Annotated in this window: 16 protein-coding genes and 1 riboswitch; of the genes, 2 read left to right on the plus strand and 14 right to left on the minus strand. The window is 51.6% G+C overall.

All coding sequences use genetic code 11. The features are described 5' to 3' along the window. Window positions 1-5: 5 nt before the first annotated feature. The 10 genes from IC804_RS05310 to zapA form a co-directional block, all read right to left on the minus strand. Window positions 6-782, minus strand: a complete 777-nt coding sequence (locus IC804_RS05310; protein WP_008881143.1) for an electron transfer flavoprotein subunit beta/FixA family protein — start codon at window positions 780-782, stop codon at window positions 6-8. Between the two features lie 65 nt (window positions 783-847). Next, window positions 848-1,621, minus strand: a complete 774-nt coding sequence (locus tag IC804_RS05315) for an enoyl-CoA hydratase (protein ID WP_008881144.1) — start codon at window positions 1,619-1,621, stop codon at window positions 848-850. A 26-nt stretch (window positions 1,622-1,647) separates the two neighbouring features. Continuing rightward, the gene (locus IC804_RS05320) at window positions 1,648-2,235 is read right to left on the minus strand and encodes a fatty acid metabolism transcriptional regulator FadR (protein WP_008881145.1); all 588 of its coding nucleotides are present in this window, start codon (window positions 2,233-2,235) and stop codon (window positions 1,648-1,650) included. Between the two features lie 66 nt (window positions 2,236-2,301). Continuing rightward, window positions 2,302-3,996, minus strand: a complete 1,695-nt coding sequence (locus IC804_RS05325) for a long-chain-fatty-acid--CoA ligase (RefSeq protein ID WP_008881146.1) — start codon at window positions 3,994-3,996, stop codon at window positions 2,302-2,304. Between the two features lie 82 nt (window positions 3,997-4,078). Further along, window positions 4,079-4,243: a hypothetical protein gene (locus IC804_RS05330; RefSeq protein ID WP_008881147.1), complete on the minus strand. Its 165-nt coding sequence runs from the start codon at window positions 4,241-4,243 to the stop codon at window positions 4,079-4,081. Window positions 4,244-4,258: 15 nt separating this feature from the next. After that, window positions 4,259-4,666: a DUF350 domain-containing protein gene (locus IC804_RS05335; RefSeq protein WP_008881148.1), complete on the minus strand. Its 408-nt coding sequence runs from the start codon at window positions 4,664-4,666 to the stop codon at window positions 4,259-4,261. 14 nt (window positions 4,667-4,680) lie between these two features. Further along, entirely contained in the window at window positions 4,681-7,035 is a 2,355-nt protein-coding gene (locus IC804_RS05340; RefSeq protein WP_144038730.1) for an endonuclease MutS2, read from the minus strand. A 22-nt stretch (window positions 7,036-7,057) separates the two neighbouring features. Further along, entirely contained in the window at window positions 7,058-8,785 is a 1,728-nt protein-coding gene (gene polX, locus IC804_RS05345) for a DNA polymerase/3'-5' exonuclease PolX (protein WP_008881151.1), read from the minus strand. Between the two features lie 42 nt (window positions 8,786-8,827). Further along, on the minus strand, window positions 8,828-9,367 hold the full coding sequence (locus IC804_RS05350) for a CvpA family protein (RefSeq protein WP_008881152.1): 540 nt from the start codon (window positions 9,365-9,367) through the stop codon (window positions 8,828-8,830). Then, window positions 9,360-9,635 (minus strand): cell division protein ZapA, encoded by a 276-nt coding sequence (zapA, locus tag IC804_RS05355; protein ID WP_008881153.1) that lies wholly within the window; start codon window positions 9,633-9,635, stop codon window positions 9,360-9,362. Before zapA ends, IC804_RS05350 begins: the two co-directional genes overlap by 8 nt. Window positions 9,636-9,737: 102 nt before the next feature. Between zapA and rnhC the strand changes: the two genes are divergently transcribed. Further along, on the plus strand, window positions 9,738-10,679 hold the full coding sequence (gene rnhC / locus IC804_RS05360) for a ribonuclease HIII (RefSeq protein ID WP_008881154.1): 942 nt from the start codon (window positions 9,738-9,740) through the stop codon (window positions 10,677-10,679). An 892-nt stretch (window positions 10,680-11,571) separates the two neighbouring features. Here the strand turns inward: rnhC and IC804_RS05365 are convergent. Beyond that, window positions 11,572-14,736, minus strand: a complete 3,165-nt coding sequence (locus IC804_RS05365; protein WP_011887939.1) for an MMPL family transporter — start codon at window positions 14,734-14,736, stop codon at window positions 11,572-11,574. Beyond that, window positions 14,733-15,185, minus strand: a complete 453-nt coding sequence (locus tag IC804_RS05370; protein ID WP_008881156.1) for a MarR family winged helix-turn-helix transcriptional regulator — start codon at window positions 15,183-15,185, stop codon at window positions 14,733-14,735. Before IC804_RS05370 ends, IC804_RS05365 begins: the two co-directional genes overlap by 4 nt. 381 nt (window positions 15,186-15,566) lie before the next feature. Here IC804_RS05370 and IC804_RS05375 point away from each other — a divergent pair, with 381 nt between their 5' ends. After that, window positions 15,567-16,841, plus strand: coding sequence for an alkaline phosphatase (locus IC804_RS05375; RefSeq protein ID WP_060476093.1), 1,275 nt, complete (start codon window positions 15,567-15,569; stop codon window positions 16,839-16,841). Between the two features lie 115 nt (window positions 16,842-16,956). Here IC804_RS05375 and crcB read toward each other — a convergent pair whose 3' ends face one another. Both crcB and IC804_RS05385 read right to left on the minus strand, forming a co-directional pair. Then, on the minus strand, window positions 16,957-17,310 hold the full coding sequence (gene crcB / locus IC804_RS05380; protein ID WP_060476094.1) for a fluoride efflux transporter CrcB: 354 nt from the start codon (window positions 17,308-17,310) through the stop codon (window positions 16,957-16,959). After that, on the minus strand, window positions 17,307-17,708 hold the full coding sequence (locus tag IC804_RS05385) for a fluoride efflux transporter FluC (protein ID WP_008881159.1): 402 nt from the start codon (window positions 17,706-17,708) through the stop codon (window positions 17,307-17,309). The genes crcB and IC804_RS05385 overlap by 4 nt, the downstream gene beginning before the upstream one ends. Window positions 17,709-17,753: 45 nt before the next feature. Then, a riboswitch (Fluoride riboswitch) is annotated at window positions 17,754-17,816 on the minus strand. Between the last annotated feature and the right edge of the window lie 44 nt (window positions 17,817-17,860).

Here is a 17,860-nt window from a genome sequence, read left to right on the forward strand (position 1 = left end):
CCGCTTTAAACGACTTTCGCTTCGGAACGGAGCAGCCCGACAAGCTCTTTGACTTGATCGGCAATCTCACCTTGCAAAATTTTGCCCGCTTCCCGCTTCGGCGGCAAGAACACTTCGATCGTTTTCGTTTTCGCCTCGACATCGTCCTCGTCAAGATCCAAGTCATCGAGCTCGAGCTCGTCAAGCGGTTTCTTTTTCGCTTTCATAATGCCTGGTAACGACGGATAGCGCGGCTCATTCAGCCCTTGTTGAGCGGTAACAAGGAGCGGCAGCGACGTTTCGATCACTTCCTCATCCCCCTCGACGTCACGCACAACGGTCACTTTACCGCCATCGGCAATGTCAAGCTTCGTAATCGTCGTCACGTATGGAATGCCAAGCAATTCAGCCACGCGCGGTCCGACTTGCCCCGAGCCGCCGTCAATCGCCACATTACCAGCTAAAATCAAATCCGGGTTTTTATCTTTCAAATATTCAGCGAGCACTTTCGCCGTTGTATATTGATCTTGCTCTTCGACGTCATCCTCAATATTGATGAGCACCGCTTTGTCGCAGCCCATGGCGAGCGCTGTGCGCAACTCTTTTTCCGCTTCCTCGCTGCCGACGGTGACGACCGTCACTTCACCGCCATGTTTGTCGCGCACTTGGATCGCCTCTTCAATGGCGTATTCATCGTACGGGTTGATGATGAATTCAGCACCTTCCTCATTGATTTTGCCGTTATTGATGGTAATTTTCTCCTCGGTGTCGAACGTGCGTTTCATCAAAACAAAAATGTTCATGTCATTCCCCTCCTCAGTTTGATCCAACATTATTTCAGTTGCCAAGATTCCGACATTTATAGCGATTATTTCCCTTGAAAGACGGGGGGACGTTTTTCTAAAAACGCCTGCACACCTTCTCTCCCATCCTCGGAAACAAACACACGGCCAAACCATTCCGCTTCGTCGCGCACCGCCTCAGCGAACGATTTTTCTTTCGCCGCATTGAGAAGCTCAATCGTGGCGCGAACGGAAAGCGGGCTTTTTGCAGCGATTTTGTGCGCTAACTGTTTCGCTTCATCAAGAAGCCGCTCTTCAGGCACCGCCTTGTTGGCCAGCCCCCACTGCACAGCCTCTAAGCCGGTGATCGGCTCGCCTGTCCACATCATTTCCGCCGCCTTGCCGAACCCAACGTAGCGCACGAGCCGCTGCGTGCCGGCAAACCCTGGAATGATGCCAAGCTGCAGCTCTGGCAGGCCAAGCTTCGCATTTTCTGTCACCAAACGAATATGGCAGCTCATCGCCAACTCAAGTCCTCCACCCAACGCGGCGCCATGAATAGCAGCAATCACCGGCTTGGAAAACCGCTCAATCCGCTCTACAACCAGCTGGCCGTTGCGCGACAAAGCGGACGCTTCCTCGGCAGAAGCGACGGACGTAAACTCTTTAATATCCGCGCCAGCCGAGAAAAACCGGCCTTCACCATGCAACAGCACGACACGCACGTCCGAGTCGGCCTCGAGCTCATCCAAGATATTTGAAAGCTCTTTCAAAACAGCAGATGAAAGAGCATTCGCCGGCGGCCGCGAAAACGTCACGACAGCGACGAATTCCTCTTTTGTCAAGCGAAAATGCTCCATGATGCCTCTCCCCTTTCTGCCTTCCATCAACGCCCAGCAGCGCACCCTTTGGCAAGCAATTCGTACACTGGCTCGGCGAGCGCAGCCAAGTCGTATTTTTGCTCATTCATGACCCATGTCGTCACCGTCTCGTCGATCGTGCCGAAGATCATTTGCCGGGTGAGCCGGACGTCTAGATCATTTCGGAATTCTCCTTTTTCCATTCCCTCGATGATGATGCTGTCGATGAGCCGCAAATATCCTTTCAGCACCTCATTGATGCGTTGGCGCAGCTCTTTGTTCGACTGGCGCAGCTCAAGCTGCGTCACGACCGCCATATGCGGATCATCAGCCAGGGCGGAAAAATGAGTTCTCACCAATACATACAATTTCTCTAGCGGACTCGAAATTCCTTCTATTTCTTGCTCGATTTTCTCGATAAACGACCCCATTTTTTCTTGGAAAAGCGAGATTAAAATATCTTCTTTGTTTTTGAAATAAAGGTAGATCGTGCCGTCGGCGACACCAGCCTGCTTCGCGATTTTCGACACTTGCGCCTGATGATAGCCATGTTCGGCGATGACGACGACGGCTGCATCAATAATTTGCTTAAACTTCGGTTTCTCCCTACGCAATCGTCATTCTCCTTTTCTCAACATCACCTGTCACCAACTGAATGAATAATCATTCACAATCCTATTTTACGGACTGTTCTGTCGATTTGTCAAGCTCTTTTTTTCTTCCTCCACCAGAACGCGCCGTAAAATTTTTCCGACCGCAGTTTTCGGCAGCTCGCTTCGGAACTCATATAGGCGCGGCACTTTATACGCGGCTAGGCGCTCGCGCATAAATGCATCTAGCTCTTGTTCGCTGCACTCCTCTCCTGGTTTCAAAACGATGAACGCTTTTACCGTCTCACCGCGATATGGATCAGGAACGCCAATAACGGCCGCTTCCTGCACTTTCGGGTGTTCATACAGCACTTCCTCGACTTCGCGCGGATAAATGTTGTAGCCACCGGCGATAATAACATCTTTTTTCCGGTCGACAATATAAAAATAACCGCGCTCATCCATGTAGCCGATATCGCCAGTGTACAGCCAACCATCACGCAGCACTTGCTCGGTCTCTTCCGGCCGATTCCAATAGCCTTTCATCACTTGCGGACCGCGCACAACAAGTTCCCCTATCTCCCCCGGCTTTACCTCCTCACCGGTTTCCAATGAAACGATTTTCGCTTCGGTATCCGGCCAAGGCACACCAATGCTTCCTTTGACCCGCTCGCCATCCCAAAGAAAATTACTGTGAGTGACGGGTGATGCTTCTGTCAGACCATATCCTTCAATCAATTTTCCGCCAGTCACCCGCTCAAACTGCTCCTGCACTTCGACAGGCAACGGCGCAGAACCGCTAATACATACATTAATGGAGGATAAATCATATTTCGATAAATCCGGGTCGTTCAGCAGCGCAATATACATCGTCGGTGCACCTGGAAACATCGTTGGCCGCGTGCGCTCAATCGTTTTCAATGTTTGTTTTACGTCGAATCGAGGCAGCAGCACCATTTTGCTTGCTTGCATGATAGCCAAATTCATCACCGTCGTCATCCCATATACGTGGAAAAACGGCAAGATACCAAGCACTGTTTCTTTTCCTTTTTCACATTTATACACCCAATGGGCGCACATCAATGTATTTGCGATCAAATTGTGATGCGTCAGCATGGCCGCTTTCGGATGACCTGTCGTGCCACCTGTATATTGAAGCAAGGCGATATCTTCCATCGGATCAATCGCGACCTGAAGAGGCGCTGTCTCAAGACGACTGACGATGGAACGGAACAAGTGAACCGACTCTCCCTCATCCACCCGCACTGACGGCATCTTTTGCTTCCACCGAACGAGCGGATATAACCATTTTTTGATCGTCGGCAAATAATCTTGCATTCTTGTCACAATCCAATGTTTGACCGCCGTTTTTCCTTTCATAGCTATCGCTTTCGGATAAAGCAAATCCATCGTCACCAACACGGATGCGCCGCTATCATTCAGCTGATACTCCAGTTCATATTCGGTGTAGAGCGGATTTGTCTGCACGACGATGCCGCCGGCCAGGAGCGTCCCGTAATAGCTGATCACTGCCTGAGGGCAGTTCGGCAGCATCACCGCTACCCGATCGCCTTCCTTGACACCTAGCCCCCGCAAATAGTGGGCAAACGTCATTGCCTGCTCATACAGCTCGCGAAACGTCACCGTCTTCCCTAAAAAATCGATCGCTATTCGGTCCCCAAACTGTTCCGCTGTCTCTCGCAAATAATCAGGAAGCGTTTTCATCGGATAATCCAAGGTGTGTGGGATTTCCGGTGGGTAATGAGCGAGCCATCGTTTTTCCATCACAATCCCCCCTTACTCCTATTTTATTTTATTATTTTTAATTTTTCATCAAAAAAAAAGAACGCCAGAACTACGTCTGGCGTCACCAAAACCAATACATCAACCCCATCAAAAGAAAACACGCACAGATGGCAAACAAAATTTTTGCCAGCACATCCATCGATCGGTTGCGAACCGCCATATAAACAATGCCGGCGACCAGCAGCAGACCGACTATGATTAACAGCCCTTTCACTACTGCGTCCATCGCTTTTGTTCCCCTTTACTGAATGCCTTCACCGATCACAAACGACAAGCCAACGGAAATCACCATCGAAATAAAGCCGACTGCTCGGTTGTCATTGGCAATTTCTTCATCAATATCAAACTTTGGCGTCAAAAACTCATAGATAAAGTACGCCGCCAATAAAAGTAAAAATCCATATAAGCCCCAGCCAATCATCGATAACAGCGACTCATGGCGGTCAAGCGCATAGCGGAAAATGTTGGAAATCCCAAAAATCTTTCCGCCTGTCGCCATCGCGACCGCCACATTGCCGTTGCGGATTTCCTCCCAATTTTTATATTTCGTCACTAGCTCAAACAAGGCTAAAAACACGACGATGCACAATACTGCGACGCTAAAATTGGCTGCCGTCCTCACCATGTCGTGCTCCCAAAACGGCATCATCGCTCTCTCCCCTATCATTTCAGTTCGACGACCGTCACCCCGGTACCGCCCTCATTCGCCGCACCGAACCGGAAGCTTTTTACCGCCCGGTGCTGTTTTAAAAACTGCTGGACTCCTTGGCGAAGCGCGCCTGTTCCTTTACCGTGGATGATCGAGACGCGCGGATAGCCGGCAAGCACGGCGTCATCAATATATTTTTCCAGTCGGACAAGGGCGTCTTCGTAGCGCTCACCGCGCAAATCAAGCTCTAGGCTGACGTGGGCGTCCTTGCCTTTTACAGTCGCAATCGGCGTCACTTCTTTGGCCGGTGCGCTGCCAATATACTCCAAGTCGCGCTCATGAATTTTCATTTTTAAAATGCCAAGCTGCACTTGCCATTCATCCTCTGACACTTTTTCGAGCAAATACCCCTTTTGGTTTAAGCTTGTCACTTTCACTTCATCACCCGATTGGAACGCATGGCGTGCAGTCGCTTTTTTTGTTTTTTTCCGTTTTTCAACTACGGGCACAGCGGCAGCAAGTCGCTGTTTCGCGGCAATGAGCTCATGCTCCTTCACTTCTGCCTGCTTTTCTTTTTGCAGACGACGCAACTCGTTGATAATCCGCTCAGCCTCGCGCTCGGCAGCGCGGATGATGTCGGTTGCCTTTTGCGCCGCTTCCGCGAGCTGCTCTGCTTTTTTGTCTTCCAGCTCTTCAAGTTTTTGTTCCCACTCAGCCCGCAATCGTTCCGCTTCTTCACGTGCCGAGTGCGCCCTTGCCTCATCTTCCTCTGCTTGCTTTTTGCTTCGTTCCAGTGAAGCGATCATGTTTTCCACGCTATGGCTTTCTGCGCTTACTTGCACTTTCGCCCGCTCGATAATCCGCTCATCGAGCCCAAGACGGCGCGAGATGTCAAAGGCGTTGCTGCGGCCGGGAATGCCGATCAACAATTTATACGTCGGACGAAGCGTTTCGGTGTCAAATTCGACGCTGGCATTTACCACTCCGGGACGATTGTAACCGTACGCTTTCAACTCCGGATAATGCGTCGTCGCTACCGTCCGCGCCCCGCGTCCGTGTACTTCATCCAAAATAGCGATAGCCAGCGCGGCTCCCTCTTGTGGATCGGTACCGGCCCCCAGCTCATCAAAGAGCACGAGGCTTTCCTCATCAACATGACGCAAAATATCAACAATATTCACCATATGGGAAGAGAACGTACTCAAACTTTGTTCGATTGACTGCTCGTCACCGATATCGGCGAAAACAGAGCGGAACACTGCTGCCTCCGACCCGTCCGCCGCCGGGATAAACAGCCCGGCTTGCGCCATGATGGTCAACAGGCCGACTGTTTTTAACGTCACCGTTTTCCCACCGGTGTTCGGCCCGGTAATAACGATCGTCGTGTAATCGCCGCCCAACACAATATCATTCGGCACCGCTTTATCTTGGTCAATAAGCGGATGGCGCGCTTGCAAAAAGCGGAGGTAGCCGCGGTTGTTGACCGCTGGCTTTGCCGCTTGCTGCCGGCGCGCGTATTTCGCCTTGGCAAATAAGAAATCAAAATGGGCAAGCGCCTCCACAGCTCGTTTGAGCGGTTCATCGTGTTCAGCCACTTTGGCTGAGAGTTCGCGCAAAATGCGTTCGATTTCTTGCTTTTCTTTCGCCCGCGCCTCGCGCAGTGCATTATTCAGCTCAACGACCACCTGCGGCTCGATAAACAGAGTCGCTCCGGAGGCTGACTGGTCATGGACGATGCCGCCGTAAGCGCTGCGGTATTCTTGCTTGACCGGGATGACATACCGATCGTTGCGGATCGTAATGATCGCGTCCGACAGCCGCTTTTGCGCTGATGGCGAGCGGATAATGCTTTCAAGCTTCTCGCGGATGCGCGCTTCAGCCGCCCGGATTTGCCCGCGCAGCGAACGAAGACGGTCGCTGGCTGTGTCCAACACCTCGCCGTGATCATCGATCGAGCGGCGGATGTCCTCTTCAAGCGCCGGCACCTCGGCAAGCTCATCCGCATAGTCGGCCAGCCGCGCGAGCCCGCCGTGCTCATCGTGAAGCGACATGATCAACTGCTTCATTTGGCGGCTTGCGGCAGCCGTCGCCGCGACTTCCAACAGCTCAATCGGACTGAGCACACCGCCGATGGCCGCCCGTTTCAAATGCGAACGGATGTCGACCACCCCGTCCAGCGGAACGTAGCCGCGCAGCCGCAACACCGCAGCCGCCTCATCTGTTTCCTCAAGCCAAACCGCCACTTCATCCAAATCAGACGATGGAACGAGAGCGGCGATTTTCTCTAAACCGAGCGCGGATGACGCATGCTCGGCCAACTGTTCTTTCACTTTATCGAACTCTAGGATACGAAGCATTTTTTGCTGCACGTATTCAAACCCCCATGCCTCATCATGTTTGCTTTCGTTTGTCGCGCAAAAACTGTTGTAACTTCTCAAGCGGCCATGTATTGATCACCGTCTCTTTTTTGATCCATCCTTTCCTTGCCGTCGTCACACCAATGACCATATCATCAAGCATGTCCAAATGGTGGGCGTCCGTATGAATGGCAATATAAGCACCTGCTTCTTGCGCTTTTTTCACGTAAACAGCCGACAAATCGAGGCGGTTCGGATTCGCGTTGAGCTCGAGCACCGTGTTCGTCTCGACCGCCAACTCGATTAATCGTTCAACGTCGACGTCATAGCCGTCACGCTGGCCGATGAGCCGGCCGGTCGGATGGGCGATGACATCCACATACGGGTGGCGAAGCGCCGCTTCGAGCCGCTTCATAATTACCTCGCGCGGCTGTTTGAACGCAGAATGAATGGCGGCAATGACAAAATCAAGCTCCTTGAGCACGTCATCATCGTAATCGAGCGTCCCGTCAGGCAAAATATCCATCTCGATGCCAGCTAAGATCGTAAAATCAGAATAGCGTGCATTCAACCGCTCAATCTCCTCGCGTTGACGCCGCAATCGATCTGGCGTCAAGCCGTTGGCGACTTTCAAATATTGAGAATGATCCGTAATGGCCATATACTGGTAGCCGCGGCGACGGCACGCCTCAGCGAGCTCCTCGAGCGAACACGCCCCGTCGCTCCATGCCGAGTGCATATGCAAATCGCCTCGGATATCGTCAAGATGGACAAGCGGATAATCCGAAGAATATCGCTCAACTTCCGTGCCGTCTTCGCGCAGTTCAGGCGGAATGTACGGCAACCCGAAGTAAGCATAAAACGCCGGTTCATCCGAGAACGTTTTTACATCCCCTGTTGTTTGGTCTTCAACGCCGTATTCGCTAATTTTCTCCCCACGTTCTTTGGCAAGCTGGCGCATGCGGACATTATGTTCTTTCGATCCAGTGAAATGATGAAGCGCTGTCGCAAACTCAGCCGCACTGACGAGCCGGAAGTCGGCGGCGATTTCATCCTCATACTTGAAAAGAAGCGACACTTTCGTTTCCCCGGCAGCGATGACTTCACGGATGCGCGAAAGACGAAGGAGTGCCTCGCGCACCTCGGCCGGGCGATCGGTAGCGATGACATAATCCAAATCTTTCACCGTTTCTTTCAAACGCCGCAAACTGCCTGCTCGCGCGAAGCGGATGATGCCATCGATCTCTTGCAGTTGACGTTCAATGTCCTCGGCGAGCGGCAATACCCGAGCGAGCGGCAGCCGCTCAGGACGTTTTCCCGCCTCTTCGAGAGCCATAAGCAGCTTCTCTTCCGTTTTCACCCCAAATCCAGGAAGCTCCCGCACCTTTCCGGAAAGACATGCTTCCTTCAATCCATTCATATCCACAATGCCAAGCTCCTGATGCAGCTTCGCGATTTTTTTGCCGCCAAGCCCCGGGAGCTTAAGCAAAGCAAGCAATGTCTCCGGAATGTCGCGCCTTAATTCCTCTAGCACCGACGATGAACCGGTTTGGACAAACTCGGTGATAATCGCCGCCGTGCTTTTGCCGATGCCCGGGATGGCAGTGAACTCTTCGATTTCCGACAAACTCCGTTCATCTGTTTCCAGCGCGGCCGCCGCCTTGCGAAACGCTGTCACTTTAAACGGATTTTCTCCTTTGATCTCCATATATAAGGCGATCGTCTCTAACAGGCGGATGACATCTTTTTTGTTCACGTTCATGCCGTCCCCTCCCTTTTCCGAAACACCGCGGGCCGCGCTCCGTTAGATGCGGCCATGAATCCACCAGTTGCTAAGCATCTCCGACAAGATTGGTGTATGTTTCACGATGACCGTCGCCATGAGCGACTGCTGCAACTGCTCTTGCACGCTATCGATCGGCACGAGCGCGCTCACATACAAAAGCAAAAACACAAACAAATACACTTCAGCGAATCCGAGCGCTGCCCCCGCTACACGGTTGACGCTGCGCAACAGCGGCAGTTGGGCGACAAAGTCGAGCATCGAACCGACGATTTGAAGCACAATTTTCACGGCAAAAAATAAGAGTGCAAACGAAATCGCCCGATAATACGCATCATCTAAATGCGTGCTTTGAAACAACAACTTCACTGTCTCCGGATCGCCAAACGTCGGATACGGAATCCAAAGGCGCAATGTCGGCACAAATCGATCATAATACTTATAAGCGACAAAAAAGGCGATGAGAAACCCTGCCATATGGATAAATTGAAGAATAAAACCGCGCTTTAGTCCGATCATCGCGCCTAACAGCAGGACAAATAAAAGCACGACATCAATCATCGTCTTCCCCACCCTTTTCCCGTCTCAACTTGGCTGCAAGCCGATCGTATTCTTCCTTCAGCTTTAAGTATTCATTGGCGATATTGACTGCCGTCAACACAGCCAACTTCGGCACATCAAGCACCGGGTTCCTTTCGCTGAACTCGTGCATTTTATCATCAACGAACGCCGCCACGAGCCGGATATGAGCCGGGCTTTCCGTGCCGACGATCGTGTAATCTTGACCGTAGATGCGGACGCTTACCCGCGTTTTTGGCTCGTCTGTCAACCTGCTTCCCCCATTTCGCAAAATCCTACTGTTTATCATATCATGAATGCTGGTATAATGGAAAGATGCGGCCCAAAGAGACAATAAAGGAGCGATCAAACGTTGTCAAACTATGTGATTCACGCCGACCAAAAATTGCTTGCTACGTTGCGCGCCTACTATAAAGACGCCTTATCCGACCGGCTTCCGGCCGGGGCGCTGTTTGCTGCAAAGCGCCCGGATGTCACGATCACTGCCTACCGCTCAGGCAAAGTGCTGTTTCAAGGGAAAGCGGCAGAACAAGAGGCGGCAAAATGGATGGAGAATCACACAGCGCCTGAAAACAAACAAAAGGATCAGAACCGAGCAAAAACAACCGCCCTGTCGGAACAAGAACTCGGGAGTCTTTCCGCCATCGGCTCCGATGAAGTCGGAACCGGCGACTATTTCGGCCCAATCGTCGTTGCCGCCGCTTACGTTGACCGGGGTCATCTCGATCGAATCGCGGCGCTTGGCGTCAAAGATTCAAAGCAATTGAATGACGAAACGATCACGCGAATCGCACCGACCATCATGGAAACCGTGCCTTACGCCGTCACCGTGCTCACCAACGCCGAATACAACCGCTGGCAGCAAAGCGGCATGCCGCAGACGAAAATGAAAGCGTTGCTCCATAACCGGACGCTCGCGAAACTCATTGACGACATCGCGCCCATCGAACCAGAAGCGATCATCATCGATCAGTTTTTGGAACGCAATTCATATTTCCGCTACCTCGAAGATGAAACGCGCATCGTCCGCGAGCGGGTGCACTGCCTGCCAAAAGCAGAAGGGGTGCACGTCGCCGTCGCCGCCGCCTCGATCATCGCCCGCTATATGTTTTTAGCGGAGATGGACAAACTATCCCGCACCGTCGGCCTTCCGCTCCCGAAAGGCGCGGGCGCTATTGTCGATGAAGCCGCCGCCCAGCTTATCCGCCAACAAGGGGTTGGGGCGCTTGAGACGTGTGCCAAGCTTCATTTCGCGAATACAAAAAAAGCGCTCGACATCGCCAAACACTCGTAATGGTTCGCCCCTTCCCTTCCTCCGATTGCCAAGGGCAAAAGCGAAACCATCATCTTATGCCCCCACTCGTCTCGCTACATGTCAAGGTGGGGGCTTCTGTGTAAGAGACATTCCTTTCTCTTTCCATGAAATGAATGGTCAAATTAGCGTTTCTGTTCTCATGAAGAAACAAATCGATGAAAATAACGTTTACTGATGACGATGGTTGTTAAGAAAAGAAAACAAGCCCGTAAACAAGAAAATAGCTCCTACTGTTTTATAAGCATTGATATATTCTTTTAACATCTGCCAATACTCTTACGAACCTACAGAACCGCCTGCAGACCGAACCTATGATGAGACGGAATCACTCCCTCATTCAGGGCTGTTTAGAATGAACCACAACCCAATGATAGAAATAGCAAGCGAAACAACCTTCATTCTGTTTGTAGCTTTGAAAAAACTCATTTTTTCTCTCCCTCCCCAAGTCAACACTATCCCTTTCTGTTTATCAGCTATGAGGAAAATGGATAGAACCGCACACGAAACGTCTCAAACATCACCAAGATCATGGAGCATAAAATCAAAAAGATCCGTCTCCACTAATAGGTTATGGCACATTCATGAATGTCCGGAAAAAATAGTATGGAAGATGGGACGGCGCAACCGAAAAGTGAACTTTTCAAGGTGCATTTATGTAGATAGTAGCGAAAGCAACAATCATATTCAATATATTACCAAACATATATCCTCTATCTCTTCCCTTATGTCAATCCAAAAGAGTATGTATATCCGCCAACTAGAGGCAGTCATTCAGCACATTGATGTTGGTTGAATGTGCCGACTTGTTTTTATTTCCTGACTCTAAAAAGGAACGCCGCCCTCAAGCAACATGAGGGCGACGCAAGCTAGCTTAACTCATTCTCTCTTGTTCAAGTCCATCTGCTCCACCCGCAGGCTGCCGGAATGGCCACCAATTCGCGCGTCCGAACGTGCGAACCATGACTGGGACAAACAACGGCAGCACAACGAGCGCATAAAGCAGCAGCCCGGTTAAGACAATGGTTGCGATTTGCAAAAGCGACAAAACGCCGGACGGGTACATAGCGGCAAATGTTCCACCTAAAATGACAGCCGCTGAGATGATGACCGTACCCATATGCCCCATCGCCGAAAGCATCGCTTCTCTCACTGGACGGTCACGATATTCATTGAACCGGTCCATGAGGAAAATGCTGTAGTCGATGCCGAGCGCCATAAGCAGGACGAAAGCGAAAAACGACACCGCCCAGTTCAAGCCGGCATAGCCGAGGCCGTTGACGAAAATAAGTTCCGTGACGGCCATGGACGTGAAATAGGTCAACACGAGCGACAGCATCAAATAAAGCGGCATGATGAGCGAACGGAGCAGCACCGCCAACACAATAGCGATACCAATGATCATCAGCACCGCGGTACGCTGATAGTCGGCGTTCGAAATCGCCTGCAAATCGGCATACGTGCTCGTGACGCCACCAATCGCAATCGTCACGCCTTCCCATTTCGTTCCTTTCACCGCCCGTTCAGCGGCGGCGCGAATATCATCAATGCGGCCAAGCGCGGAGATGGAATACGGATTTTCGTCTAAAATGACGTCAAATGTGACGATGCGTCCATCTTTTGACATGTACGCGTCTTTCGCCTGCGCAAAGTCTTTGCTTTCGAGCGCTTCTTTCGGCATGTGCCAACCGGCCATTTCCTTCACCGGCGCTGATGACAAATCAGCCAAATACGTTTCCGCCGTTCCAAGACCGTCGGCCACTTGGCGCAAACCGGACGCGCTTTGGTCCAAGCCGTTGACAAGCTGGCCGAGCTGGCCGCCAAGTGCGGAGAAATGTTCGAGCAATTGTCGCTGGCCGCCGTTGACTTGCTCAAGACCGGCTGAGAATTGCGGCAGTTTATCAACCGCTTGTTTTTGGCCGTCGGCTGCTTTCTTTAAACCATCCTCAAGTTCACCAAGCCCGGCGATCACGTTGTCTAAACCGCCGTTGACGGCTGCCTGACCGTTGTTGAGTTGGGCAAACGACTCATTCGCTTTCACCAATCCAGCGCGCGCTTGATCAAGTGCCCCATTCAACTGCGTGAGGCCGGCCGCCATTTGCTTCACTTGATCAGATAAAGCAGCGACTGTCATTTTCGCCCGTTGATATGTCTCGTCTTGACGGAGCTCTGCATGCGACTGCTCGACTTGCTCGAGCATCATTTGTACGGCTGCGAGCTGATCGGCGACCGCCTTTAATCCCGTTTCAACTTGCTGGTATTGGCTGCTGATCGTCGACAGACCTTGTTCGGCCTGTTTGTAACCGCTAAGCAGCTGATTTGCGCCGGCTTGCAGCTTTTTCGCATTGTCGCGGAGCGTAGACACCCCTTTTTTCAGCTCGCCGGCCCCCATCGCTCCTTGGCGCACACCTTGTTCGATTTGGGTAAGGCCGTTTTGCAGCTCAACGATGCCGTTTTTTAACTGCTCCGTTCCCTCGACAAGTTCGCCAATGCCGGATGAAGCCTGCTTAAGCTGCGGCGCGGAAGCGGAGAGCTTATTGCTCGCTGTTTCGAGCCCAGCGCCGATTTTTTCGATACCGTCTTTGCCGGCGCCAAGACCGTCTTTCAGCTGTTTGGCCTGTTCGGTGACAAGCAACTGTTCAATCGGCTCTCCAGTCGGGCGTGTTGCCGAGCGGACGCTTGCCACACCGTTGACTTTCTCAACTTCGCGGCTGATCGTTTCGATTAACGCCAACCCTTCTTTAGAATCGAGTGTTTGCTTGCCTTTTAGCACGATTTGCGTCGGCATTGCGTCTCCTGGATTGAAGTGGTCAGCGATGATACGAAACGCTTTTACCGAGCGATAATGATCGCCAATTTCTTCCATTGAATCAAACGACAGCTTGCCTTCGTACGTCGCCAGCACCGGCACGGTCACCGCTGCGACGATAATGAGCGCCAACAGCGGGCGGGCGAACGCAAATCGGCCAGCCGCCAGCCAAAGCCGGCTTTGCCCGTGCTCAAGCTTTCCTCGAACCGGCCAAAACAATTTTTCGCCAAGCACGGCCATAAAAAACGGCACGAGCGTCACGAGCGCCACAAGCAACACCGCTACTCCAACGGCGACAGCTGCTGCCGATTGGTATAACTTAAACGTTGACAAGCCGATTGACGCAAAACCGATCATCACCGCCAATCCGCTCGCCAACACCGTTTTCCCGGCTGTTCGGTACGTCACAACAATCGCTTCCGTCCGATCGCCGAGTTTCGCTAACTCTTCTTTAAACCGGCTCAGCAGCAAAATGCAATAGTCGGTTCCAATCCCAAACAAAACGGCGACTAAAAAGATTTGCGTAAACGTCGATAGCGGAAAATCGACTTTGTCAACCAAAAAGGCGACGACCGACTGTGAAACGGCGTATGTCGCCCCGACCGCCACCAATGGAATCAGCGGCGCTACTGGTGAACGGAACACGGCGAGCAGAACAATTAAAATGAAGACGATCGTAATCCCTTCCGTTTTCTTCACGCCTTCAAGCGAGCTTGTCACCACATCTTCATCGATCATCCACCCGCCGGTGAAATAATGCTCAACCTTGACGCCATCCAACGCTTCATATAACGCATCGGTCAACTGTTTCGCCGTCCGCCCGTCCGGATCGATACTGACCGAAACGAGCATCGTCGTTTTGTCTTTAGAGATCAACTCTTTTTCTAACTCCGGGTTGGCAAACGGGGAAATGATATTCGTGATATGAAGGTCGCTTTTCTTCTTTTCGAGCGCGTTCACTGCTCGCTCAATTTCTTTTTTGTCTTCCGCCGTCAATCCGTCTTTCTGATAAAAGACGAGCACGGTAGAGAGCTCATTTTCTTTGTTTTCTTGCTTATTTGCTTCTTTGATCAATTCTGCTGCCACCGACGACGAATAGCCGTCCGGCACGCTCAGCTGCCCTTTTTCACGGACGAGCTCGCCCATGTTCGGCGCGGTCATCACGAGTACCGCCGCCACGGCAATCCACGTCAAAAGCACCAACCATCTTCCTCTGATGATCGCTCTCATTTCGCCTCTTCCACCTCCTGCAATACGCGGGCCAATTTCTCATACGTACGGATGAACGCTTCAATTTCTTCTTCTGGAAAACGAGCGATCACCTCTTCCACAAGTCGGTAGACGTTGCGATCCGTCTCGGCCACCCATTCCTCTCCTTGTGGCGTCAACGATAAGGCCACAACGCGCCGGTCGTTCTGATCACGGTCGCGGCGCAGCCAGCCTTTGTCGACGAGACGGTTCGTCATCGCTGTCACCGCGCTTTTATTGACACCAAACACCGTCGAGAGCTCCGTCGATGTGCACGTCCCCCGCCGGCGAATGTAGCGAAGCAAATAATATTGGTCATGCGTCATTTCCTCGTCAAGCCCGACTTTCACGAGCGCCGCTCCACGTTTTATCACGAGAAATGACACAGACAAATAGCGGTCGATCCAATCATCCACGTTCCGCTTCTTCACGATTTCACCTCCATTGGTTCACGAATTGAACTATTAGTCCGCTATACTCCTCACACGGCATTCATTGTCCATTTAGTTCAACTATTGAACTATTAATCAATTTATCAAGCGAAAAAGAAAAAGTCAATGAGGAAGACAGGCAAAACCTTACTGGTTGATAGACTGTTTTCATGCCTTGAAATTAAGAACGGTTGCAAATGGAGCCGCGGTCATCTTCATCCGTTTTCGTCCTCTTCCCGAAAACACACTGCTCAATGAGCAGATAGGAAAAAGAAAATACTGGTTTATTTGCAAAACGATTACATAGAATTCACATTCTCTTCATCTCGAGCTTGTACGATAAACATGACAAAATGAATTTGAAAAAAGGAGAGGAGAACGATGTTCAAATCGAAACGCTGCGCTGCTCTACTTATCGCTACGCTAAGTGTCGGACTCACGCTCAACCATGGCGGACAAGCAGTATCGGCTGCACCGTCCAAGCCCGCAAAGCCACCTGTCGTGAAAAATGTCATCATGCTCGTCGGCGACGGTATGGGAATAGCCCAGCGCAATGCCATTCGCCTAGCGACGAAAGGGATAGACGGGGAACTAGAAATGGACAGCATGCCATACAGCGGGCTCATTCATACAAACTCCGCCGACCCCAAATCATTCATCACCGACTCCGCTGCGGCTGCCAGCGCGATAGCGACAGGTGTGAAAACGTATAACGGCGCCATCTCCGTTGACTTACAAGGAAAACCGGTGAAAACGATTTTGGAACAAGCGAAAAAAGCCGGGAAAGCGACCGGGCTTGTCACGACTGCCCAAGTAACCGATGCTACCCCAGCGGCATTCGCTGCTCACACCGCCAATCGCTCCGCACAAAGCGACATCGCCAAGCAATACATCGAAAAAACCAAAGTTGACGTCATTTTGGGCGGCGGGGAAGACTACTGGTATCCAGCTGGACATCCTGGCTATTACCCAGATACGGCTGAAGATGCAGAAGAAGGAAGCAAAGGCACGCAAGGAAACTTAGTTGAACGCGCCAAGAAGCTCGGTTACACCTATGTCCGCACCGCCGATGAGCTGAAACGGGCAAAGGGGCGCAAACTGCTTGGATTATTCGCCAATGAAGAAATGTTCCAAAAACGTTCCGAAGGAGAAGGTAAGTACAACCCCGTCGTATCGCTGCCTGATATGACAAAAAAAGCGATTGATGTGTTGTCGAAAAACAAAAAAGGCTTTTTCCTTGTCGTCGAAGAGGAAGCGATTGATGAAATGAGCCATGACAATAACGGTTCGCTCATGATCAAAGCGGGGCAACAGTTTGATCAAGCAGTCGCCGTGGCGAAACGGTACGCCAAGCACCATCCAGACACACTCGTTCTTGTGCTCGCCGACCACGAATCCGGCGGCCTGACGATTGAAACGCCGGGCGACGCAGATGAATCAGAAGACAGTAACACGCTCTCTGACGAAAACGGCCCGTTTGTCGTCGCCCATTCTAAACAAACATTCACCTTAAACTGGACGACAACAGGCCACACTGCTGCCGGTGTGCCACTGACCGCCATGGGTCCGGGAGCGAAACGGTTTGCTGGCGTGTATGAAAATACGCACATTCATGACATTCTTGAGACGTTATTGTTTGGAAAAAGAGAAAGATAACCGATGCGTTATTTCCATCGTTCCCCTTCATCCGCTCTCTCTTCCCCGCCAATGTGTCGTTGACGGGGAGAGAGTTTTTGTCGATTTCTCCAGTCTTCGATCGGATGTCATGTCATTATGAACGTCCAAATTGATAGCCTAGCCATGCCAACCATATTCCAAATGAGTAGGTGACAGCCAAATAAGCCAGCGATTTTCCCCATTGTTTTTGCTGCATCATTTGCACACTCTCCCACTTTAAGGTGGAAAAAGTCGTGAACGCTCCCATAAACCCCGTGCCGATGAGCAGTTTTTCTGCATTGGCGGCACCGCTTCCTGCAAGCCAACCCAGCAAAAACGAGCCAAGCAAATTGACAAAGAGCGTCCCGAACGGAACATGTGGCATGCAGCGAGCGAACCACCGACTGACGGCATAGCGAGCCACAGCACCGAAAAAGCCGCCAAGCATCACCAACCATGGCGCTATCATGATTCCACTCCTTCCTTTCGTCCCCCATCACTCCGTTGGGCTGCAGCGTACCCAGCCCATGAGGCGAACAGACCGCCAAACAAACTAGCCGCAATATAAACAGCCGCCGCTCCCCATGCCCCTTGCTCCATCAATTCGACACACTCAACGCTAAGCGTAGAAAACGTTGTATACGAGCCGACAAAACCGGTCGTCATCGCCGTTTTCCACCACGTCGGCCACGTGGGGCGACAGGTGAAAACAACCGTCAGCCAGCTAAGCAAAAATGCGCCTGTCCAGTTCATTAACAGTGTCCCGAGCGGAAAACCGCCGACGGCGGCAGCGGGAACAGCCAATCCGAGCGCATAGCGGACAAGTGCGCCGATCATGCCAGCGATGCCGACAGCGACATACACCATAAGACATCCCTCCTCTGCAAAACAAGCAAACTCCTGCCACTCACAAACGCAGCAGGAGTCATCAGCAGGAAGCCGGTGGTTATGGCGAACCCCATCGCCTAGTATGTTGATATGTCTTTTATTTTACAATGATGGCCTGTTCGTGTGAAGAC

The sequence above is a fragment of the Geobacillus sp. 47C-IIb genome (assembly GCF_014679705.1).
Classification (GTDB): Bacteria; Bacillota; Bacilli; order Bacillales; family Anoxybacillaceae; genus Geobacillus; species Geobacillus thermodenitrificans.